Raw genomic sequence first — 21,577 nt, 5'->3', positions numbered from 1 at the left:
GCGAGGTGGCCGCCGCTCCCGTTTCCACCCGCGATCTGCCCGGGGTCGCCGAGCTGCTGGAGGCGGCCGTCACGGCGGTCGGCGGCGCCCGCCGCGAGGGCCAGGACACGATGGCCGACGCGGTGCGCAAGGCCCTCACCACCGGCGAGCACCTGGCCGTGCAGGCGGGCACGGGCACCGGCAAGTCGCTGGCCTACCTGGTGCCCGCGATCCGGCACGCGATCGCGAAGGACACCACCGTCGTGATCTCCACGGCGACGATCGCGCTGCAGCGCCAGCTCGTCGACCGCGACCTGCCGCGCGTGGCGAAGGCGCTCAAGCCGCTGCTGGGACGCGCGCCGTCGTTCGCGATCCTCAAGGGCCGGCGCAACTACCTGTGCCTCAACAAGCTCCACGGCCCCGACGACGTCGACCCGGCCGACGAGCTGTTCGACCCCTTCCAGGTCTCGGCGATGGGCCGGGCCGTGAAGCGGATCCACGACTGGGCCGACGACACCGAGACCGGCGACCGCGACGAGCTGGTCCCCGGCGTGCCCGACAGCACGTGGCGGCAGGTGTCGGTGAGCGCGCGGGAGTGCCTCGGGGCCGCCAAGTGCCCGGTCGGCGACGAGTGCTTCGCCGAGCGCGCCCGCCAGGAGGCCGGCCGCGCCGACATCGTCGTCACCAACCACGCGCTCCTCGCCATCGACGCGATGGAGGGGCGGCAGGTGCTGCCCGAGCACGACGTCGTGGTGATCGACGAGGCGCACGAGCTGGTCGACCGGGTCACCGGGGTGGCCACCGCCGAGCTCTCGGCGGGCTCGGTCCTGGCCGCCGCGCGACGGCTGGGCAAGCTCGTCGACCAGGCCGTCGCCGACCGCCTGGCCGAGGCCGGCGAGGGCATCGGCGCGATCCTCGACGACCTGCCCGTCGCCCGCTGGGAGGCGTTGCCGCAGGCAGCGGCCGGTGCGCTCACCGCGCTGGCCAACGCCACCGCCGACGCGAAGAGCTCGATGGGCTCCGAACGCCGCGAGGACCCCGACGCCGCGACCGGCCGGAAGATCGCGCAGGCGGCCCTGGACGAGATCGCCGAGACCGCCACCCGGCTGCTCGGCGCGTTCGAGGAGCCGGACCCCGCCAAGCGCCGCGACGTCGTGTGGCTGGGCGAGCAGGGCCCCGACTCGGCGCGCCACAAGGTCCTGCACATCGCCCCGCTGTGGGTGGGTGGGCTGCTGCGGGAGCGGCTGTTCGGCCGTTCCACCGTGGTGCTCACGTCGGCCACCCTCACCCTCGGCGGCACGTTCGACGCGCTGGCCCGGCAGTGGGGCCTGCCGCCGGAGAAGAGCACCGACAAGACCGACCCCGTGCCGGACCCCGACGCGCCGCGCTGGACCGGCATCGACGTCGGCTCGCCGTTCGTGCACGCCAAGAGCGGCATCCTGTACGTCGCGAAGAAGCTGCCGCCGCCCGGCCGCGACGGCCTCCCCCAGGCCTACCTCGACGAGATCGCCGGGCTCGTCGAGGCCGCGGGCGGGCGCACGCTGGGCCTGTTCTCGTCGATGCGGGCGGCCAAGCAGGCCACCGAGGCCCTGCGCGGCAAGCTCTCCACTCCCCTGCTGTGCCAGGGCGACGACTCGACGATGCTGCTGGTCAAGCGGTTCGCCGAGGACGAGGCCACCACCCTGTTCGGCACGCTGTCGCTGTGGCAGGGCGTCGACGTGCCCGGCCCGTCGCTGTCGTGCGTGATCATCGACCGCATCCCGTTCCCGCGCCCGGACGACCCGCTCGTCGCGGCGCGGCAGAAGGCCACCGACTCGCGCGGCGGCAACGGCTTCCTCACCGTCTCCGCCACGCACGCGGCGCTGCTGCTCGCGCAGGGCGCCGGCCGGCTCCTGCGCGGGATGGACGACCGCGGCGTGGTCGCGATCCTCGACCCGCGCCTGGCCACGGCCCGGTACGGCGGGTTCCTGCGCGCGTCGCTGCCGCCGTTCTGGCCCACCGACGACCGCGAGGTCGTGCACGCGGCGCTGCGCCGCCTCCGCGGCGCCTGACGGTCCTGGTCACGGGCGCGACGGGCAACACCGGCCGGCCGCTGGTCGACGAGCTGCTGCGGCGCGGGACGGGCGTGCGCGCGATGGTGCGGCCGGGCACCGACCCTGCCCGGCTACCGCCAGGGGTCGAGCTCGTCGAGGCCGATCTCGACGACGCGGCAGCCGTCGGCGCAGCGCTCAAAGGCGTCGACCGCGCGTACCTCGTCACGCGCTCCTCGGAGCGGGCAGAGGCCCAGCAGCTGCAGTTCGTCGAGCTCGCCGCGGCGGCCGGCGTCAGCCACCTGGTCAAGCTGTCGCAGTACGCGGCGAGCGCCGACTCGCCGGTGCGGTTCCTGCGCTACCACGCCGCCGTCGAGCAGCGGGTCCGCGAGCTCGGCATCCCGTTCACGTTCCTGCGGCCCAACCTGTTCCTGCAGGCCTTCCTCGACTTCGGCCCGATCGTGCAGGGCATGGGCGTGCTGCCGGCGCCGATCGGCGCGGCGCGGGTGAGCGTGGTGGACGTGCGCGACATCGTGGCCGTCGCCGCAACCGCCCTCACCGAGCCGGGCCACGGCGGGGCGACGTACACGATCACCGGGCCGGCCGCCGTCACGCACGCGGAGATCGCTGCCGCGATCAGCGCCGCCACCGGCCAGGAGATCACCTTCGCCGACCTTCCGCCGGCAGTGTTCGAGGAGCAGCTGCGGGGAGTGCTCCCGCCGTGGCAGCTCGCCGGACTCCTGGAGGACTACGCCCACTACGCCCGGGGCGAGGCGGCGGAGGTCTCCCCCGACGTCGCCGCCGTCACCGGACGGCCGGCGCGCCCGATGGAGGTGTTCTTCGCCGAGCACGCCGCTGCGTTCACCCGGTGACCCCCGACGCAGCGCCGCCGCCCGGTGACGACGACACGGACGGCGGCGCTCATCCCGGCCGGGGGTGCCGGGGAACCGGGGTCATCCAGGCGGGAACGTGACCCGTACGGCCGTCGTGCCGTCGGGCTGCTCGGCGAGGTCGAGCACACCACCGGCCGCTTCGGCGGCGCGGACGCAGGCGTCCGGCTCGGCACCGTCGGCCGGGGCCACCTCGATCCACCAGCCACCGCCGCCGCGCAGCCCCGCGCGCACCCGGCCGTCGGGGGAGGACCCGAGCAGGGCCCGCACCAGGTCGCGCAGCGCGTCGGGATCGCCGCCGACCCGTTCCGGGCCGGCGTAGTCCGGGTCGTGCCCGAGCGTCTCCGCGACGAGCGCGCGCAGGTCCGTCGACGGGGGCAGGTCGGCGGCCGCGCTGCCGAGCAGTTCCACGACGAGGTGCCGCATCCGGTCGATCGCGCCCAGTGCGGCGGACACGCACGCGGCCGCGGGGGCCTCCCCGCGCAGCGGGCCGCTCGCGAGCGAGAGGTGTCCGTGCACGGCGGCCAGCTCGCCCTCCAGCTCGGTCCCCACCCGGTCGACGACGGTGGTGAGCTGGTCGTCGCCGTGCTGCAGCACGTCGATGACGTCGAGCATCCGCTCCTCGCGGTCGCGGCGTTCGAGCAGCGCACCTGCCTGAGCGGCGACGAGGTCGAGCCCTGCCCGGCGCGTCGCGTCCAGAGCCCCGGCCCCCACGGTCAGGCTGCCACGGACCTCGCCGTCCAGCCCGCGCAGCAGCCACGTCCGGGGTCCGGGGGCGGAGCGCGCGCCGAGCGCCACGAAGGCCGGCGAGCCGCCGACGTGCGCGGCGAGGCGGACGATCCCGTCCAGCTCGGGATCGTCGGAGGGCTGCGCACCTCGAAGCGCCACGGACGGGTCCTCTCTCGTCGACACCCGGCGCACGGCATACGTACAACAGGACACTAGCGACGATCAAGGCGCTGACCAGCGATGATACCCGGCCCGAGCGTCACCCGGGACCCGTTCGGCCCAGTGCCGGCGACGGTGCGCAGCCGCTCAGCCGCTCGGTCGGGTGGCCACGAACCGCTGGCGCACCCGGAACGGTCCGCCCCCGTCACTCTCCTCGGCCCGCCACCGGAACCCGCTGGGCGTGACGTCGGAGAAGATCCAGCGCCGGGTGATCCCGTTCAGCTCGCTGGTGAGCACCGGCGCGCCGTCGACGGCGGCCTCGAACGGGATCAGCCACCCGCGGGCGGGCCCGTGCCACGTCGACCGCCACCGGCCCGTCCCCGGGTCGGGGTACCGCACCGACATCCCCCACTCGCCCGCAGGATCGCGGTCGGCCGAGCGGCGCGGGCTGATCCACACGTCGACCAGCGCGCGCCCGTCGAGTGCCCAGGAGAAGTGCCACTCGCCGTCGCGGACGGTCTCGGTGCCGTCGTCGGCGATGTCGGTGACGGTGAGGTCCCAGCTGCCGATGAGCGGCGCGAACGCCTCCGCTCCCGGCAGGTCGGGGCGAGGGTCGGCGGAGAGCAGCACCTCGGTCGGAAATGACAGCATGCTGTCAGTATGACAGGTTGCTACGCTTCACGGCGTGGATCCGCACACCGCGTACCGCACGCTCGTCGCGCACGTCTACGAGCTGGCCGGGCTCTCGCGGCGGCAGAGCGACCGCGACGCCGCCGCCGAGGGCGCCACGGCCGCGCAGTGGCACGTGCTCAGCGTTCTCTCCGGCGGGCGGGCGACCGCGCCGCAGGTCGCGCGGCGGCTCGGCCAAGCCCGCCAGTCCGTGCAGCGGGTCGTCGACGACCTCCGCGCGCGCGGCGACGTCCGCACCGCGTCGAACCCGGACCACGCGCGGTCCCCGCTGCTGGAGATCACGCCGGCCGGTGCCGCCCGGCTGGACCGGCTGTGGACCCGCAGCCGCCCCGCCCGCCTCGCGGTCCTGGACGACGCCGGCCTCACGCCCGACGACCTGACCCGTGCCGCCACCACCCTCGCCGCCCTGGCGGCGGCCCTGCGCCGGGCCGAGCGCGGCACCTGACCGCGAGTCGTGGCTCCGGCGCCGACGAGTCGTGGGTCTGGTGCCCGCGAGTTGCGGATTTCGTGCCCGGCGAGACGGGCAACTCGCCGTACCGAGACGGGCAACTCGCCGAACCAGGACGGGCAACTCGCCGTACCGAGACGGGCAACTCGCCGAACCAAGACGGGCAACTCGCCGAACCAAGACGGGCAACTCGCCGAACCAAGACGGGCAACTCGCGGGCACCGGAACCACGACTCGCGGGGGTTGGCCGCAACCCCTGCGGACCTCAGCCCAGGTACTCCGCCTCCGCGAGCCAGTCGAGCACCGCGTACGGGTCGCCGGCGTCGAGGACCTCGCGCAGCTCGTCCTCGCGGCCGCGCGGGACCGCCGTGACGACGCCGGAGAAGCGCAGGCCGCCGGCCCCGTCCGCGACGACGCGGCCGCTGACGAGCTCGCCCGCTGTCACGGCTTTCGCGACGTCCTGGTCGGCCACGCGGACGCCGTCGCCGTCCGCGCCGATCTCACGCACGGTGACGCCGGTGCCGTACCCGATGCCGACGATCTCGTAGATCTTCCGGGACGTCGCCGCCCACGCGGCGGCGAGCACGGCCTCGTCCTGCGGGAGCAGCGGTCCGCGCTCCTCGACGAACCGGGCCAGCCAGCCGCCCTCGACCAACGCGACGTCGGCCAGCAGTGGATCGTCGAGCACGCTCTCCGGGTCGCCGTCGCCGCCGGCCAGCACGTCGGCGAGCCCGTCGACGAGGACGTCGGCGGCGCCGCTGCGGAGATCCAGGTACATGAAGGTCTTCTGCTCCAGCCAGGGCACCCGCTCGGCGAGCGGGGGCAGCGGTGGCTGGTCGCGGTGGCACTGCTTGAACTTGCGACCCGACCCGCACCAGCACGGGTCGTTGCGCCCCGGCACCGCGACGGGCACGGCGTACCGGGTGAGCACCTCGACGGGCTGGTGCGCCTCGGTCAGCCCGGCGTCCTGCAGGTAGCCGAGCGCCTCGGCGGCGCGGCCGCGGTCGGACGCGTACCAGGCCAGGCGTTCGTCGACGAGCCACCACTGGCTCACCGCGGCGGCCGCGCGGAGGTGCGACTCGGCGTCGTCGAGCCGGCCGGCCCGCTCCACCGCGAGCGACGCGAACGCGTGGGCGGCGGCGGACCGCGCCGAGCTGCCGGCCGCGCTCACGAACCGGTCGCCGAGCGCCACAGCAGCCGCGACCTGCTCGGCGTCACCGTCGGATCCCAGCAGCTCGTCGGCCACCGCGAGCAGCACGTCGGCGTCGTCCAGCAGGCCGAGCACGGTGCGCAGGTCGTTGTCGGTGGGCGCCCCTGCGGCGACGAGGTCCAGCGCGGCCTCCGCACGCGCGACCTGGTGATCGTCGAGGCGGGCGGCCAGCCGGTTCGACTGGGCGAGCTGCTCGGCGGCGGTCCACGCGTCGTCGGAGTGGCCGAACTCGCGGCCGCGCTGCTGCAGGCCGGCGGCCGCGGCGAGCTCCGCCAGCGGCGCGACGGGCTGCGCGAACGCGGCCGGGTCGGCGGCGAGCACGCCCAGGGTGAGGAGGTCGCCGGTCAGCGGCAGCGGGGGGTCCGCGATCTGGCCGTCGTACACCGCCCGCAGGGCGCTCACCAGCTCGGGCGGCGCCGGCAGGTCCCCCGGGGCGGTCCCCAGCTCCAGCCCGCCGTCCCCAGTACGGACGGTGAGCACCTCGCCCGCGCCGAGTTGCGGCAGCCAACCCGCCGGACCCGTGCACTGCAGGAGGCCGGCCTCGTCGACCTCGGCGGCGAGCGGGCCTGCCGCCGTGCGCAGCTCCTCGGCCACGCCGAACACCGCAAGATCCGGATCGAACACGAGCCGACCCTCGGCGGCCTCGACGTCCGACAAGTGGTGGGTGAGCACGCACCCGCCCAGCAGCGTCGGCACGTGCACGAGCGCACCGGACGGCACGCCTGCGACGTCCGAGTGCGGGTCGAGGAGCAGCCGCTCCAGCGCGTCCCGCAGCACCGCGTCGGTGATCGGGTCGGTCGGGTCGAGGGCCAGACGCTCGTGCAAGGCGCGTTCGAGGTCGGCACCGGCGATCACGCCCTGCGCCTGCACCAGCTCGACGCACGCGTCGTAGGCGGCGTCGAAGAGCGGGGTCAGCTCGGCGACCAGCTCGTCCATGACGGCGTGCCGCTCGGTGCCGGCGGCGAGCCGGCGCTGCACCTCGGCCCACGTGCCCGTCGGGTCCGCGCGCAGCAGGCGGGCGGCGATGCCCACCCGCAGCATCATCCCGCTGATGCTGTCGCCGATCTCGGGCCGGTCGTCCAGCAGCAGGTAGGTCCACTGCTCGGGCCCGACCCGGTCGGCAGCCGCGGGCAGCTTCCCGAACAGGAACCGGAGGCGGTCGTCGAGGTCGGGCGGGCTTTCTGGGGATGCCACGCCGCGAGGCTAGTCAGCCCTCAGGGGTCGACGGCGAGGCAGGTCACCGTGCCCGGCGCGACCTCGGTGAACCCGCCGTCGCGGACGCACACCGACGACTCCTGCTCCACGAGGTACGCCCAGTGGTCGGGTTCGGCGTCCCGCACCGCGAACGAGGGCACGGCGGAGAGCCCGCGGGCGGCCGCGTACAGCATCGACGCGTGCCCGACCTGCGCCGCGGCCTTGCCGACGGTCATCCCCAGTGCGGCGTTCACCCAGATCACCGGCGCTCCGGGCGCGGGTGCACCGGGCTCGTCGGGGGCCAGCTCGGTGCCGCCGATCTGCAGCCGCGACACCTCACGGGGCACGTCGTCGACCGGGCCGGGCACGAGCGCGCGGGCCTGCGCGTCGCCGACGGTCCACGTGACGCCCGGCAGCTGCTCGACGGCCGCCCAGTGCGCGCCCCGTGCGCGGCGGGCGATCTTGCGGATCCGGTTCTCGATCCACGTCGCGACGGGCTCGTGCCACTCGCCGCCGGGCTCCGACCGCGGGTCGAGGCACAGCGCCAGCGCGGCTGCCGCGGCAGCTTCCAGCACCTCGGTGCGGGCGGCCGGCGGGCGTTCGAGGCGCAGCACGATCGGCATCGCGCGCACGATCCCGTCCGGCTCCGGCGGGACGTGCCGCACCCGAGCGAGGTAGCGCGCCGCCACGGGCTCCAGCACAGACGTCACAGGGGCACCCTACGGAGCACGCCCTCGGCCGCGTCCGCGCGCTCCACCTCGTCCCGGGTGATGCCGAGGACGAACAGCACCACGTCCAGGTACGGGTGGGAGAGCGCGGTGTCGGCCACCGCGCGCAGGGCCGGCTTCGCGTTGAACGCGATGCCCAGGCCGGCGATCGAGAGCATGTCGATGTCGTTGGCGCCGTCGCCGACCGCCACGCACTGCTCCAGCGGCACCCCGGACTCGTCGGCGAAGCGCTGCAGCGCCGTGGCCTTGCCCGGCCGGTCGACGATCTCGCCGAGGACGCGGCCGGTGAGCCGCCCGTCGACGACCTCCAGCTCGTTGGCGGCGACGAAGTCCATGCCGAGCTCGTCGACCAGACCCTCGATGACCCGCGTGAACCCGCCGGAGACCACGCCGCAGCGGAAGCCCAGCCGCTTCAACGTGCGGATGGTGGTGCGGGCGCCGGGGGTGAGCTCCAGCTCGCCGGCCACGTCCGCCAGCACCGACTCGGGGAGCCCGGCCAGCACGGCGACCCGCCGGCGCAGGGACTCCGCGAAGTCCAGCTCACCGCGCATCGCCGCCTCCGTGACGGCGCGGACCTCGGCCTCGGCGCCCGCCCGCGCGGCGAGCATCTCGATGACCTCGCCCTGGATCAGCGTGGAGTCGACGTCGAACACGATCAGCCGCTTGCTGCGCCGCGCCAGCCCGGCCCGCTCGACGGCGACGTCGACACCGGCCGTGCGCGCCACGTCGACGAGCCGCTTGCGCAGCGTGCCCGGCGGGTAGTGCTCGCTGCCCCGCCCCGGATCGGGCGAGACGAGCAGCTCCAGACCCGTCACCGGGTAGTCCGCGACCCGCCGGATCGCGTCGATGTTGGCGCCCACGTCGGCCAGGGCCTGCGCGATCGCCCCGAACGCGCGGGCCGTGATCGGCTGCCCGGTGATCACGACGACGTGCGTGGGGTGGCGCCGCTCGGCCGGGTCCTCCGCCGGCTGCACCGACGTCTCCACGTGCATGTGGATCGACGCCATCGCCTGCTCGACGGCCTCCTGCAGGGCCTCGGGATCGTGCTGCGTGGAGACCAGCGCACCCAGCGTGAGCCGGCCCCGGATCACCACCTGCTCGACGTCGAGCAGGTCGACCCCGTGCCGGATCAGTGCCGCGAACAGGACGGAGCTGACGCCGGGCCGGTCCGGGCCCGTGACGGTGACGAGAACGCTGGTGCCTGCGGGAGTGGGCACCGGCCTCAGCGGGACTTCGGGTCGCTGTCGGGCTGCGACTCCGGGCCGACCGACTGCGTGACGAGCTCACCAGGATCGGGCTGGTGCCCGATGTGCGCCTCGGCCCGGAACTTCTCCACCAGGTGCGGGTAGTGGAGCTCGAACGCCGGACGCTCCGAACGGATCCGGGGCAGCTCGGTGAAGTTGTGCCGCGGCGGCGGGCAGCTGGTGGCCCACTCGAGCGAGTTGCCGAAGCCCCACGGGTCGTCGACCGTGACGACCTTGCCGTAGCGGTAGCTGCGGAACACGTTCCAGATGAACGGCAGCGTGGACGCGCCCAGGACGAACGCACCGATCGACGAGATCAGGTTCAGCGTGGCGAACCCGTCGATGGGCAGGTAGTCGATGTAGCGGCGCGGCGCACCCTCGTTGCCCAGCCAGTGCTGCACGAGGAACGTCATGTGGAAGCCGAAGAACGTCAGCCAGAAGTGGACCTTGCCGAGCGTCTCGTCGAGCATCCGGCCCGTCATCTTCGGGAACCAGAAGTAGATGCCGGCGTAGGTGGCGAACACGATCGTGCCGAACAGCACGTAGTGGAAGTGCGCCACCACGAAGTACGTGTCGGAGACGTGGAAGTCGATCGGCGGGCTGGCCAGGAGCACGCCGGTGAGGCCACCGAACAGGAACGTGGCGAGGAAGCCGACCGAGAACAGCATCGGCGTCTCGAACGTGATCTGGCCCTTCCACATCGTGCCGATCCAGTTGACGAACTTGATGCCCGTCGGGATCGCGATGAGGAACGTGGTGAAGGAGAAGAACGCCAGCAGCACCGCGCCCGTGGCGTACATGTGGTGCGCCCACACCGCCACCGACAGGGCGGCGATCGAGATCGTGGCGTAGATCAGGGTCTTGTAGCCGAACACCGGCTTGCGGCTGAACACCGGGAAGATCTCCGACACGATGCCGAAGAACGGCAGCGCGACGATGTAGACCTCGGGGTGGCCGAAGAACCAGAACAGGTGCTGCCACAGGATGACGCCGCCGTTGGCCGGGTCGAACACGTGCGTGCCGAGGTGGCGGTCGGCGAGCAGGCCGAACAGGGCCGCGGTGAGCACCGGGAACGCGATCAGGACCAGGATCGCCGTGACGAAGATGTTCCAGGTGAAGATCGGCATCCGGAACATCGTCATGCCCGGCGCGCGCAGGCAGACGATCGTGGTGATGAAGTTGACGCCACCGAGGATGGTGCCCAGACCGGCGACGATCAGACCGACGATCCAGAGGTCGCCGCCGGCGCCCGGCGAGTGGATCGCGTTGGCGAGCGGGGTGTAGGCGAACCAGCCGAAGTCGGCCGCGCCGCCCGGCGTGAGGAAGCCCGACAGGACCGTGAGGCCACCGAAGAGGAACAGCCAGTACGAGAACGCGTTCAACCGCGGGAACGCCACGTCGGGCGAGCCGATCTGCAGCGGCACGATGTAGTTCGCGAAGCCGAACAGGATCGGCGTCGCGTACAGCAGCAGCATGATCGTGCCGTGCATGGTGAACAGCTGGTTGTACTGCTCGTTGGACAGGAACTGGATGCCCGGCACGGCCAGCTCGCCGCGCATCAGCAGCGCCATCGCGCCGCCGGCGAGGAAGAAGCCGAACGACGTGACCAGGTACAGGATCGCGATGTCCTTGGGGTCCGTCGTCCGCAGCATCTTGAGGAACACGGAGCCCTTGGCCGTCCGGCGCGCCGGGTACGGACGCGACGCGATCGGCTGTGGGGCGACGTCTGTCACGGGTCCATCCTCCAACGTCCAGGTGGTGGGCCCGATCGTAGCTCTACCCGTTGTCGAAGGCGCGCCCCGGGGCCGGAGCAGACCGATATGGGCAGCGCGTCCGGTGCTGCGGCGACCCGCGTCGGGCCAGTATCACCGCATGGTCGACGACGTGCCCGCCCTCGACGGGGTTCACCACCTGAAACTGCCGGTCACCGACCTCGCCCGCTCGCTGGCCTGGTACCGGCGCGTCCTCGGCTACCGGATCGAGGTCGAGTTCGTGGAGGAGGGGCGGCTGGCCGGGCTGGCGATGGCGCACCCGGCCGGCGGCCCGCCGATCGCACTGCGGCACGACCCCGAGTGGGCCGCCCGCGCCGCCGGCTTCGACCACTTCGCGATCGCCGTCGCATCGGAGGAGGCGATGCGCGCTCTCGCGGCCCGGCTCGACGCGTGCGGCGAGCACCACGGCGGGGTCCACGCCACTCCGGTGGGCTGGATCCTCCCGATGCTGCGTGACCCCGACGGCCACGAGCTGCGCTTCTACACGTGGGAGACCTACGACGGACCCCTCGCGCCGGGGCAGCGCCGACGCGTCCACGATCCCGGACCGCACGCGCGGATCGACACCGTCGACGAGAGCGTGCCGCTCAGCGCAGCGGGGTGAACAGCTCCTCGAACACGTCCGGCGTCGCGGCGGGGCTGGGCAGCGGGTCGACGATGAAGAACTCGGTGCCCATGCCCATGGCGAAGATCGGGTCGGGCATGGCCAGCATGAAGTGGTCGGGGCCCATCTGGCTCGCGTGCGCGCGCATCGAGGCCCGCTTCTGCTCGGTGAAGTCGACGGCCTCGACCCGGTGGGTGATCACCGACTCCGGCTTGCCGAACTCCGGCGGGGGCCCGTCGGGGACGCTCCATCCCTCGGGCAGGGTGCCCGAGTCGGCCATCCCCTTCATGCCGCGGGTCAGCCAGTCCCGGTTGATCGTGCTCTGCGCGACGACGGGCACGGCGGACAGCTCGGCGGCGCGGCGGCCCACCCGGTGCACCTGGATGTGGTCGGGGTGGCCGTAGCCGCCGTTGTCGTCGTAGATCGTGAGGACGTCGGTGTCCTCCTCGTCGAGGATCACCGCGAGCATGCGGGCCGCGTGCTCGACGTCGGCCTTCCAGAAGCAGAACGGGGCGTCGTTGGACGGCTCGCCCATCATCCCGGAGTCGGTGAACGGCAGGAACTCCACGCGCTTCGCGCCCAGCGCCGCCGCCGACGTGTAGCACTCGGCGGAGCGGCGCATCGACAGCGGCTCGCCGTCCGCCAGCACACCCGGAACCGGTTCACCCAGCTCACCGCGGGTGGCGAACACGAGGACGACCCGGTGGCCGGCTGCTGCGGCGCGCGCGAGGGTGCCGCCGCAGGCGATCGACTCGTCGTCGGGATGCGCATGGAAACTCACGATGGTGCCCACGGGCCCACCCTAATGAGCGGCCTAGGAGGGTGCTGAGAAGCTCCGGCCGTAGGGAGCGTCGCGCAGTAGGCCCGAGCTCTACAGCGCGCTACTAGGCTTCGCCGGTGGGGTCCACCACCGTCCTGTTCGGATGGCCGCTCGCCGTGGCCGGGGTGCTCGCCACCGCGCTGGCCGCGCTGGCCGCGGTCTGGGCCCGGCTCGGCACCGGACGGGCGACGGTGACGGCGGCGGTCCGGGCCACGGTTCAGCTGGCGGCCGTCTCGTTGCTCATCGGCGCGATCATCGGCTCGGTCTGGCTCAGCGCGGCGTTCGTGCTGGTCATGGTGCTGGTGGCGGGCGGCACCGGGGCCCGGCGGATGACGCGGCACCGCAGCGGCTGGTGGGCGCTGCTGCCCGTGGTGCTGCCGCTGCCGGTGGTCGCCGTGCTGGTCGTCGGCGGGGTGGTGCCGCCCACCGGGCTCGCGATCGTGCCCACCGCGGGCATCCTCGTCGGCGGCGCCATGACGGCGACGGTGCTGGCCGGGCGCCGCGCCCTCGACGAGCTGACGACGCGGCGCGGCGAGGTGGAGGCCGCGCTGTCGCTCGGGCTGCTCCCCCGCGACGCGGCGATCGAGGTCGCCCGGCCCACGGCCGCGCAGGCGCTGTCCCCCGCCCTGGACCAGACCCGCACCGTCGGGCTCGTCACGCTGCCCGGCGCGTTCGTCGGGATGCTGCTCGGCGGCGCGTCCCCGGTGCAGGCCGGTGCGGTGCAGCTGCTGGTGCTGATCCTGCTGCTGCTCGTCGAGACCCTCGCCGTCGCCGTCGTGGTGGAGCTGGTGTGCCGGGGATGGATCACCCGGGCTGCTCGGCCGTCGGGGCCCGACCCAGCGCGCGGCCGACGCTGATCGACCACGCCGGCACCGCCAGCCACGCCAACCCGGCCGGCACCCCGCCGACGGCGAGCGCGCCCAGCTGCACCGTCGACATCGGCGGCAGCAGGGCCAGCGCCAGCACGATCACCAGCGAGCCCGCGAACGCGGCGGCGCCGCTGCGGCGACCGAACCGGATGAGGTGCGGTGGCAGCCGCTCCGTCCGGTCGTTGACGACGACCAGCCAGCACGCCAGCAGCGTCGCCGCCCCGGCGACGACCGGCGCCGCCGCCCACAGCGTGAGCACCTGGCCGGCGACCAGCGCCCACGCGACCGCCAGTACCACCATCGCCGCCACCCCGAGCACCGCGAGCAGCCCCTCACCCAGGGCCACCGCGACCGGGATCAGCAGCGCGGCACCCAACGCGCCGAGCCCGCCCGCGAGCGGTCCGAGACTCGTCGAGACGTCGCCCGGCCGCAGGAACTGCAGCACCAGGTAGGCCACCAGCAACGCGTTCGCCCCCGCCGCCGCGATGCCCGCCAGGACGCTCGAGGAGGCCGCCACACGGCCGAAACCGGACACCTGCTCAGGATGACGCGCGCGCGGCCTCCGCGCATGTGTAGTGGACTACTCAAGGGGACGTGGCTCGCCCACCCTCCCGTTGCCGACGCTCGACGGCACCCCCGTCGAGAACGACGTTACGGTGATCAACAGGGCAGTTCGATCACCACAACGTCGTTCTCGACGCGTACCGCCGGCGCAGGACGGGGCGGGCGACGGCGTGGTCAGGACAGGATGCGGGTGAGGGCGGGGCCGATCTCGGCCAGCCGTCGCACGGTCTGGGCGCGGCCACCACCCCGCGCGGCGAGCGCCGCCGCTGCTGCCTCGGCCTCCGCGCCCCCGAGCGGGACGAGGACGTGCAGGCGGTCGATGCCGCCGAGGGCTTCGGCGGGGTCGCGACCGGTGGTGTGCAGGCAGTCGGAGAACAGCACCACCATCCGCTCGTCGGCGACGGCCGCGGCGAGCTGCGCCGACGCCACGTGCAGTGCACCGGCGAGGTCGGTGGTGCCGTGCCCGCGCAGCCCGACCAGGTCCGCGAGCAGCTCCTCCGGCGGCCGGCGCACCCCCTGCGCCTGCAGCACCCGCACCCCGGCCGCGAACGCGACGACCGACGGCTGCAGAGCCGGGGCGCCGCGCTCGTTCGCCACCACCACGCCGGCCGCGGCGACGGCGGCCAGCGCGACGGCGAGGCCCTCCATGGACCCGGACATGTCCACCGCGAGGCAGACGGCCCGGCGGTGCGCCGTCCACCCGCGGGTGACGACGTCGTCGGCGCCGGGCCGGCGGGCGTGCGTCGGGTTCCAGCCGTCGAGGGTGCGGTCGAGGTCGAGGTCGCCGTCGAGGTCGCGGGTGTGGCCGAGGCGCCGCGTGCCGCGGGAGCGGGCCGGCCCGATCCGGCCCAGCCGCAGGAACACCCGCCCGGCCAGCCGGCGCGCGGCTGCCCGCAGCGACGCGTCCGTGGCGACGGCGAGGTCGGCGAGCAGGGCGGCGGCCGCGTCCGGGTCACGCGCGGCGAGCGCCTCGAACGCGTCGACGTCGAGCTGCCCGGCCTCGGGCGACACCTCCTCGAGGTCCGGGTGGCGGGCGGCGATCAGCTGCCGGCTCTGCGTGCGCGCGGAGTGCTCGCGGCCGGGTCGCTGCCGGGGCTGGAAGCCTGCCGAGGGGGTCGGCAGGCCGTCAGCTTTTCCCGGGTCGTCCGCCTCGCCCGGATCGGTCGGATCGGCCGGATCGGTCGGCCAGTTCGCGTCGAGCAGCTCGTCCAGGATCGACTCGGGGGTGCGGTCCACCCCGTCGGCCACGCGGATGCGGCCCGACAGCGCGGCGTACGCGGCGTCGCGCCCCGTCTCGCGCGACGGCGCCGGCTCGCCGCGCAGCTCGGCGAGCGCACCCAGGAGCAGCGCGAGGTCGATCGCGCCGCGCACCGACGAGCCCATCCGCACGTCACGGTGGCTGCGGGTGGCACGGGTCAGCGCGACCGCGAACGCCGTCCACTCGCCGTCCAGCCCGGTGACCGACGTGGTGATCGCGCGCTCGCCGTCCTCGTCCTGGTAGCCGAGCACGACGCGGCACATGCGGTCGGCGATCGCCTGGCTGACCCGCGCGGTGCCGACGGCGTCGAACGGGTTCATGGCCGCGATCAGCCGGAACTCCTTGCCGGCTGCGACGGTGCCCAGCCGGGGCACCGCGATCTCGCCCTCGGTGAGCACGGTGATGAGGACGTTCAGCGTCTCCTCGGGGATGCGGTTGAGCTCCTCGACGTACAGCAGCGAGCCCTCGCGCATGGCCTGCAGCAGCGGCCCGTCCACCCAGTGCTCCGGCCGGTAGCCCGACGCCAGCACCTGCGCGGGGTCGAACTGGCCGACGAGCCGGGCCGGGGTCAGCTCGGCGTTGCCCTCGACGAACACCACGCCCTGCCCGGCCTCGCGGGCGACGGCGCGCAGCAGCGTCGACTTGCCGGTGCCCGGCGGCCCCTCGATGACGACGTGCCGGCCCGTCGCGAGCGCGACGGTGAGCACTTCGCGCTCCCGGCGCAGCCCCACGACGGGCGTCGACAACGGCTATCCCTTCGGCCAGTGGGCGGGTCACTCAGTAGTGGATGACGCCCCGGATGTTCTTGCCGTCGTGCATGTCCTGGTAGCCCTGCGCCACCTCGTCGAGCGAGTAGGTCTTGGTGACCAGCTCGTCGAGCTTCAGCACGCCCGAGCGGTAGAGCTCGAGCTGGCGCAGGATGTCCCAGTTCGGGTTGGACGCCCCGAACAGCGCGCCCTGGATGCGCTTCTGGAAGAGCGTGATGTCGGCCAGCGAGACGGGCAGCGGCTCGGTGTCGGCGATGTTGCCCAGCGCGGTGACGACGACGGTGCCGGCCTTGCGGATCGACGCCATCGCCTGCCCGATCATCGCCGGCTTGACCACGCCGACGGTGACGATCGTCTGGTCGGCGCCCTGCCCGTTGGTGAACTGGTGGGCCAGCTCGGTGGCCTCCTCCATCGTCTCCACGGCGTGCGTGGCGCCCAGTTCCTGGGCCTTCTCGCGCTTGAAGGCCACCGGGTCGACGGCGATGATGTTGGACGCGCCGGCGTGCGCCGCGCCCTGCACGGCGTTGATGCCGATGCCGCCGATGCCCATCACGATCGTGGTGTCGCCCGGCTTGACCTCGCCGGAGTTGACGGCCGAACCCCAGCCCGTGCCGACGCCGCAGCCGACGAGGCAGGCGACCTCCAGGGGGATGTCCTCCGGCACCTTCACGCACGAGTCCTGGGCGACCGTCGTGGTCTCGACGAACGTGGAGATGCCGCACATCTGGCCGACGGGCGTGTCGGTGCCGGCCAGCTTGAGCCGGTACGAGGTGGGGTCCTCCCAGCGGGATCCGGCGAGCAGCCCGGCGCCCAGGTCGCAGAGGTTCTGCATGCCGCTGGCGCACCAGCGGCAGTGCCCGCACGAGGGCAGGAACGAGAAGACGACGTGGTCGCCCTCCTTGATGCCCTTGTTGTTCGCGCCGGCCTTGGCCACGACGCCGGCACCCTCGTGGCCGCCCGCGAAGGGGTAGACGCCGACCGGGATGTCGCCCGTCGCGACGTGGTCGTCGGAGTGGCACAGCCCCGACGCCACCATCTTGACCTGGATCTCGCCCGGTCCCGGGTCGTCGACCTCGAGGTCGACCACCTCGTACTTGCCCGGCGCCTGACGGATGACTGCTCCTCGGGTCTGCATCCTCTGTTCTCCCTTGAACGTTCGGCGTGTGTGCCCGACCACAGCCAGTCCTAGCAGCATGCGCATATGTTGAAAAGATCCCGTTCCCACTTGGGGAACAGGCCAAGATCTTCTACGAAACCTTGACGCCGGTCGATCGCCACGTAGAGTGACAACACCCCGAACCGGACGTGGAGCGCGCACCATGACCGACCCGTTCAACGCCGCCGTGTACCTCACCGAACGCCGGCTCGCCGCCGGGGACGGCGACCGCGTCGCCTTCCACCACCCCGGCGGCAGCACGACCTACGCGGAGCTCACCGAGCAGGTCCGCCGGGTCGCCGCCGGCATCGCCGCGCTGGGCGTGCACCCCGAGGAGCGGGTGGTCCTCGCGATGGCCGACGACGTCGACCTCGCCGTCGCCGTGCTGGCGACGATGTACCTCGGCGCCGTCGCCGTGCCGTGCTCGACGATGCTGACCGGGGGCGAGCTGGCGAAGCTCGTCGTCGACTCGCGGGCTCGGTTGCTGATCGGCAGCCCGCAGTTCGCCCCGTCCGTCACCGCGGCGGCGGCCGCGGCCGGCCCGGACCTCGCGCACGTGGTGCTGTCCGGTCCCGAAGCGCCGAACGTGCCCGGCCTGCCCGGGCTGCGGTTCGCCGACCTCGTCGCCGACGAGCCGATGCCGGCCGCGTACCCGACGTGGGACGAGTCGCCGGCCCTGTGGCTCTACACGTCCGGCACCACCGGCACCCCCAAGGGCGCGATGCACCGCCACACCGACATCCGCTACGTCGCCGAGACCTACGGGATGCAGGTGCTCGGCATCGAGCGCGACGACGTCTGCCTGTCGGCGGCCAAGCTCTTCTTCGCGTACGGCATCGGCAACTCGATGTTCTTCCCGCTGTCGGTGGGCGCGAGCGCGGTGCTGGAGCCGAGCCGGCCGACCCCGCAGCGCTACGGCGAGCTCGCCCGGGAGCACGGCGTCACGCTGTTCTTCGCCGCCCCCAGTTTCTGGGGCCCGCTCATGGCGGCGCAGCTGCCGACCGACACGTTCGCGACTGTCCGCACCGGGGTGTCGGCCGGGGAGGCGCTGCCCGCGCGGATGCTGCACGGCGTCCGCGACCAGTACGGCTTCGAGATCCTCGACGGCATCGGCTCCACCGAGGCGCTGCACATCTTCATCTCCAACGTGCCCGGCAAGGTCGTGCCCGGCAGCTCCGGCTTCCCCGTCCCCGGCTACCGCGTGGAGCTGCGCCGCGCCGACGGCACCGTCATCGACGTGCCCGACGAGCCCGGCATGCTGTACGTGGCGGGCGAGTCGATCTGCACCGGCTACTGGTGCCGCACCGACGTCAACCGCGCGGTGTTCCAGGGCGAGTGGATGCGCACCGGCGACACCTACGTGCGCAACGCCGACGGCTCGTGGTCCTGCCTCGGCCGCGCCGACGACGTGCTCAAGGTCGGCGGCATCTGGGTCAGCCCCACCGAGGTGGAGACCCGCGTCCTCGCCCACCCCGCCGTCGCGGAGGCCGTCGTCGTCGGCGTGCCGGACGAGGACGGCCTCGACAAACCCGTCGCCTTCGTCGTGCCCATGCCCGGGCAGACCGTCGACGAGGCCGACCTCATCGCGTTCTGCAAGCTGGAGCTCGCCTCGTTCAAGCGGCCGCGGAAGGTCGTGCAGGTCAGCGAGCTGCCCAAGACCGCCACGGGGAAGATCCAGCGGTTCCGGTTGCGGGAGGCGGCGCGGGGCTCGGGTTAGTCACCGCACACAGGACGCGACCACGCAGGTGGTGCAGGCCGGACCTCCATCCGGACGCCCGCGGCATCGGCGTCAGGCAGCTCCGAACGCGACCAGCGCGCTGGCCGTCGCGCTGGCCGTCGCGCTGCGCCCACGATCACCGACGGCGGCGCGACGAGCCCGAAGCAACGCCTCGGCCATGGTCTCGCCGGCGGCGAGTCCCTCGTGCAGCGTGACCATGACAGGCACGGCCGCGAGATCGTTGAGCGGGATCACCCCGGCCACGATTCCCGCGGTGCCGAGGGGGAGCAGAGCTGTGGCAAGTCCGAGCAGCTCGTCGGCGCCCACGGGCTGCAGTCGCGCGGAGTCGCAGCAGGGCAGGACGATCCGGTGCGGCGCCCGGCGCAACCGTTCCAGGTCGTAGACCGTCAGCGGACCGTCGTCCATCTGCAACGACGACAGCAGCGGGCTGTCTGCGCGAAACTCGCCGTGTGCGGCGATGTGCGCCAGTGAGCTCGACTCGAGCGCATCGATGACAGCACCTACCGTTGCAGTCCCCGACCTCAGCACCGTCGCCTCCGGGCGAATCCGGGCGATGGCGTCGATCTCCGCCTCGCCGCTGCCGAGTTCTGGTCCACGGACGAGGACGACCGACGGAGACCGGGGCGGGGCGGTGCGGCGCGCCGACAGCCAGGCCCGAGCGGAGGGTGCCGCAGCATGGGCACGGTCGGCGAGCGCGGGAAGCAGCGCCCACGGAGTGTGGTGGAGACGACCGGGCGGGACTACGACGACGTGCTCGTCGGCCAGGTCGGTTGACGCCGAGCCCAGCAGCTCGGCCTCGAGCCTGACACCGAGGCTGCTCATCCGGGCCGCCAGCGCCCCTGCCCGGTCCGGATCAGCGTGCGCGGCCGAGCGCAGCAGGAATCGCGCCTGCTCGACCAGCTTCGCTGCGGTTGCAGCTCGCCCGGCGACGACCCGCCGCACCCGGCCGGAGCCGCAGACCAGCACGTGGAGGTCCCCGTCGATCTCGACGATCTCCAGCAGACGCGCGCCGCCGAGCTCGTCGAGGAGGTCACGCAGCGCGAGCCCCGCCGGCAGCCTGTCGACGCCGAGCCTCGCCGGTGTGCGCAGCGCGCTGTCCCGGACCCGCGCCTCGAGCCGTGCTCGATCCCGCGCGAGTGCCGCGAACGGCTCGCCGTTCCTCCTGGCCTGGTCGATGCGGGCGGTGACATCGCGCAAGGCGACGAGCTCGACGAAGCTCGCCTCGCCCTCGGCCGGCTGCACGGGCGGGACCGAGGAGGCTGTCGCCCGCCATCGTTCACTCCAGAGGAGCACCTGCCGAGCTGTCCCGGTTCGGGCCGCCGCGCGCTGCGCCAGCTCGGCCAGCTCGGCACCCTGCGCCGTCACCCGGGCTCGCAGCTCCGTCGCTCCCAGGGTCAGCCGGTAGTCGTCGAGGACCGCGAGACCCCGCCGGCACGCGGCGAGCATGTCCGCCTGCCGGCCCTCGGCCTCCGCCAGAAGGGCACGGGCCAGCCACCCCGTGACGCGGGAGACCGCGGGACCACCGTGGCGCGCCAACGCGGCCCGGCCGAGATGTGCACCGGCGTCGTCGAGCCGACCGACGGCGATGGCGATCCGACCGGCGAGCAGGTCGGCCTGCACGCACTCGGGAGAGCCGACTGCGCGCAGCCGCTCCGCCGCTCCGAGCGCCTTCATCCCGAGCCGCGGCGACGCACCGGAGGCCCGGAACCTGGCCTGTAGTGAAAGCAGGTTGGCGTGCTCGCGCCACCAGGGCCGGTCCTGTCTTCGGAAGGCGTCGGCGGCCGCGGTCGCACGCGCGATGGCCCCGGCGTGGTCCCCCGACGCGTACGCCGCACGGGCTGCGACGAACAACAGCTCTGCCCTGCGGGTCGCCATCCCGCGCCTCTCGACGAGGTCGGCGACGGCGTGATCGGCCGCGGCGAGCGCCTCCGGCGCGAGCCCGGCGGCGAGCCGGACGGAACACCGATCCGCGACGAGGTCGGGCGGCATGACGCCCGCTGCACGACAGCGCTGATCTGCATCGTCGAGCAGTTCCAACGCGGCAGGTAGATCGCCTGCTCGGTACGCGACGAGCCCGCGGTTCCAGCGGGCCACGGCGTACTCGTGCCGCTGCCCGGTCCGACCATGGATCTCCTCGGCGGACCGGAAGTCGCGGTCGGCCCGATCGATGTGGCCGCCGGCGAGGCTGATCAGCCCGCGAAAGGTGAGCGCCCGTGCCGTCCAGATGTCGTCACCGGCATCGCGCAGCGCCTTGATCGCGAGCCGCAGGTCGGACAGCGCTTCTTCGTGGCGGCCGAGGACTTCGAACGTCGCCCCGCGTCGATACCGGATACGCGCCTTCTCGACGCCGGATGCGAGGCGCAGTGCTTCGTCGAGGGTCGCGATGCCGGCCGCGCTGCGCCCGGCATGGACCAGCGCGTGGCCGAGCGTTGCAAGTGCGTCCGCTTCACGTGCCCGCGACCCGGCCGACCGCGCCAACCGCACCGCCGTGCGCAGGTGCCGGATCGCCAGTGGCAGATCTCCGAACTCGCGATGGACGAGCCCCACCGCCTGGTGGGCTCCGGACGCGGCGACCGGGTCCGGCTGGGACGCGAGCACCTGCTGCGCCGCCGTCATCGCCTCGTGCGGCCGGTCGAACACCATCAGCAACAGCGCTTCGGGAGTGAAGGCTTCCCGCGGCTCCGCCGTCACGCCAGCATGCTATCCGGGCGAAACCGGTATCAGATGC

The 21,577-nt window shown here is 73.7% G+C and carries 17 protein-coding genes; 6 read left to right on the top strand and 11 right to left on the bottom strand.

Annotation, left to right across the window (positions count from 1 at the left end; translation table 11 throughout):
- The first annotated feature begins 5 nt into the window (after positions 1 to 5).
- Both ACQEVB_RS16760 and ACQEVB_RS16755 read left to right on the top strand, forming a co-directional pair.
- The gene (locus tag ACQEVB_RS16760; RefSeq protein WP_432971749.1) at positions 6 to 2,030 is read left to right on the top strand and encodes an ATP-dependent DNA helicase; all 2,025 of its coding nucleotides are present in this window, start codon (positions 6 to 8) and stop codon (positions 2,028 to 2,030) included.
- Entirely contained in the window at positions 1,970 to 2,881 is a 912-nt protein-coding gene (locus ACQEVB_RS16755; RefSeq protein ID WP_432980403.1) for an SDR family oxidoreductase, read from the top strand. The genes ACQEVB_RS16760 and ACQEVB_RS16755 overlap by 61 nt, the downstream gene beginning before the upstream one ends.
- Positions 2,882 to 2,962: 81 nt before the next feature.
- Here the strand turns inward: ACQEVB_RS16755 and ACQEVB_RS16750 are convergent, their stop codons facing one another.
- Entirely contained in the window at positions 2,963 to 3,787 is an 825-nt protein-coding gene (locus ACQEVB_RS16750; protein WP_432971746.1) for a hypothetical protein, read from the bottom strand.
- A 147-nt stretch (positions 3,788 to 3,934) separates the two neighbouring features.
- Positions 3,935 to 4,438, bottom strand: a complete 504-nt coding sequence (locus tag ACQEVB_RS16745; RefSeq protein ID WP_432971743.1) for a hypothetical protein — start codon at positions 4,436 to 4,438, stop codon at positions 3,935 to 3,937.
- Between the two features lie 34 nt (positions 4,439 to 4,472).
- Here ACQEVB_RS16745 and ACQEVB_RS16740 point away from each other — a divergent pair, with 34 nt between their 5' ends.
- Positions 4,473 to 4,922: a MarR family winged helix-turn-helix transcriptional regulator gene (locus ACQEVB_RS16740; protein WP_432971740.1), complete on the top strand. Its 450-nt coding sequence runs from the start codon at positions 4,473 to 4,475 to the stop codon at positions 4,920 to 4,922.
- A gap of 268 nt (positions 4,923 to 5,190) precedes the next feature.
- On the opposite strand, the gene ACQEVB_RS16735 is transcribed toward ACQEVB_RS16740, so the two are convergent.
- Genes ACQEVB_RS16735 through ctaD form a run of 4 tightly spaced genes read right to left on the bottom strand, consistent with a single transcriptional unit; the run spans position 5,191 to position 11,034 of the window.
- On the bottom strand, positions 5,191 to 7,329 hold the full coding sequence (locus ACQEVB_RS16735; protein WP_432971737.1) for a YecA family protein: 2,139 nt from the start codon (positions 7,327 to 7,329) through the stop codon (positions 5,191 to 5,193).
- Positions 7,330 to 7,349: 20 nt separating this feature from the next.
- Positions 7,350 to 8,039, bottom strand: a complete 690-nt coding sequence (locus ACQEVB_RS16730) for a peptidyl-tRNA hydrolase (protein WP_432971734.1) — start codon at positions 8,037 to 8,039, stop codon at positions 7,350 to 7,352.
- Complete coding sequence (gene serB / locus ACQEVB_RS16725; protein WP_432971731.1) at positions 8,036 to 9,274, bottom strand: phosphoserine phosphatase SerB; 1,239 nt, start codon at positions 9,272 to 9,274, stop codon at positions 8,036 to 8,038. The genes ACQEVB_RS16730 and serB overlap by 4 nt, the downstream gene beginning before the upstream one ends.
- 5 nt (positions 9,275 to 9,279) lie before the next feature.
- Entirely contained in the window at positions 9,280 to 11,034 is a 1,755-nt protein-coding gene (gene ctaD / locus ACQEVB_RS16720) for an aa3-type cytochrome oxidase subunit I (RefSeq protein WP_432971728.1), read from the bottom strand.
- A 139-nt stretch (positions 11,035 to 11,173) separates the two neighbouring features.
- On the opposite strand from ctaD, the gene ACQEVB_RS16715 reads away from it, so the two are divergent.
- Complete coding sequence (locus tag ACQEVB_RS16715) at positions 11,174 to 11,677, top strand: VOC family protein (protein ID WP_432971725.1); 504 nt, start codon at positions 11,174 to 11,176, stop codon at positions 11,675 to 11,677.
- Here ACQEVB_RS16715 and ACQEVB_RS16710 read toward each other — a convergent pair.
- Positions 11,661 to 12,470 (bottom strand): PIG-L family deacetylase, encoded by an 810-nt coding sequence (locus tag ACQEVB_RS16710; protein ID WP_432971722.1) that lies wholly within the window; start codon positions 12,468 to 12,470, stop codon positions 11,661 to 11,663. The two genes, ACQEVB_RS16715 and ACQEVB_RS16710, sit on opposite strands and share 17 nt — an antisense overlap.
- A gap of 104 nt (positions 12,471 to 12,574) precedes the next feature.
- Here ACQEVB_RS16710 and ACQEVB_RS16705 point away from each other — a divergent pair, with 104 nt between their 5' ends.
- A complete protein-coding gene (locus ACQEVB_RS16705; protein ID WP_432971719.1) occupies positions 12,575 to 13,354 on the top strand; it encodes an ABC transporter permease in 780 nt (259 codons plus the stop codon).
- Here the strand turns inward: ACQEVB_RS16705 and ACQEVB_RS16700 are convergent.
- From ACQEVB_RS16700 to ACQEVB_RS16690, 3 genes are all read right to left on the bottom strand, one after another.
- Positions 13,302 to 13,901 carry a hypothetical protein gene (locus ACQEVB_RS16700; protein WP_432971716.1) on the bottom strand — a complete coding sequence of 200 codons (600 nt, stop codon included), beginning with the start codon at positions 13,899 to 13,901 and terminating at the stop codon, positions 13,302 to 13,304. The genes ACQEVB_RS16705 and ACQEVB_RS16700 overlap by 53 nt on opposite strands.
- 203 nt (positions 13,902 to 14,104) lie before the next feature.
- Complete coding sequence (locus ACQEVB_RS16695) at positions 14,105 to 15,934, bottom strand: AAA family ATPase (protein ID WP_432971713.1); 1,830 nt, start codon at positions 15,932 to 15,934, stop codon at positions 14,105 to 14,107.
- Between the two features lie 31 nt (positions 15,935 to 15,965).
- On the bottom strand, positions 15,966 to 17,090 hold the full coding sequence (locus ACQEVB_RS16690) for an NDMA-dependent alcohol dehydrogenase (protein WP_432971710.1): 1,125 nt from the start codon (positions 17,088 to 17,090) through the stop codon (positions 15,966 to 15,968).
- A 184-nt stretch (positions 17,091 to 17,274) separates the two neighbouring features.
- On the opposite strand from ACQEVB_RS16690, the gene ACQEVB_RS16685 reads away from it, so the two are divergent.
- The gene (locus ACQEVB_RS16685; RefSeq protein WP_432971707.1) at positions 17,275 to 18,828 is read left to right on the top strand and encodes a benzoate-CoA ligase family protein; all 1,554 of its coding nucleotides are present in this window, start codon (positions 17,275 to 17,277) and stop codon (positions 18,826 to 18,828) included.
- Positions 18,829 to 18,900: 72 nt separating this feature from the next.
- Here ACQEVB_RS16685 and ACQEVB_RS16680 read toward each other — a convergent pair whose 3' ends face one another.
- The gene (locus ACQEVB_RS16680) at positions 18,901 to 21,540 is read right to left on the bottom strand and encodes a CHAT domain-containing protein (RefSeq protein WP_432971704.1); all 2,640 of its coding nucleotides are present in this window, start codon (positions 21,538 to 21,540) and stop codon (positions 18,901 to 18,903) included.
- Between the last annotated feature and the right edge of the window lie 37 nt (positions 21,541 to 21,577).

The organism is Pseudonocardia sp. CA-107938 (assembly GCF_050936315.1).
Classification (GTDB): Bacteria; Actinomycetota; Actinomycetes; order Mycobacteriales; family Pseudonocardiaceae; genus Pseudonocardia.
Note: the sequence above shows the minus strand (reverse complement) of the source record. Positions and strands in the feature narration are given on the sequence as shown.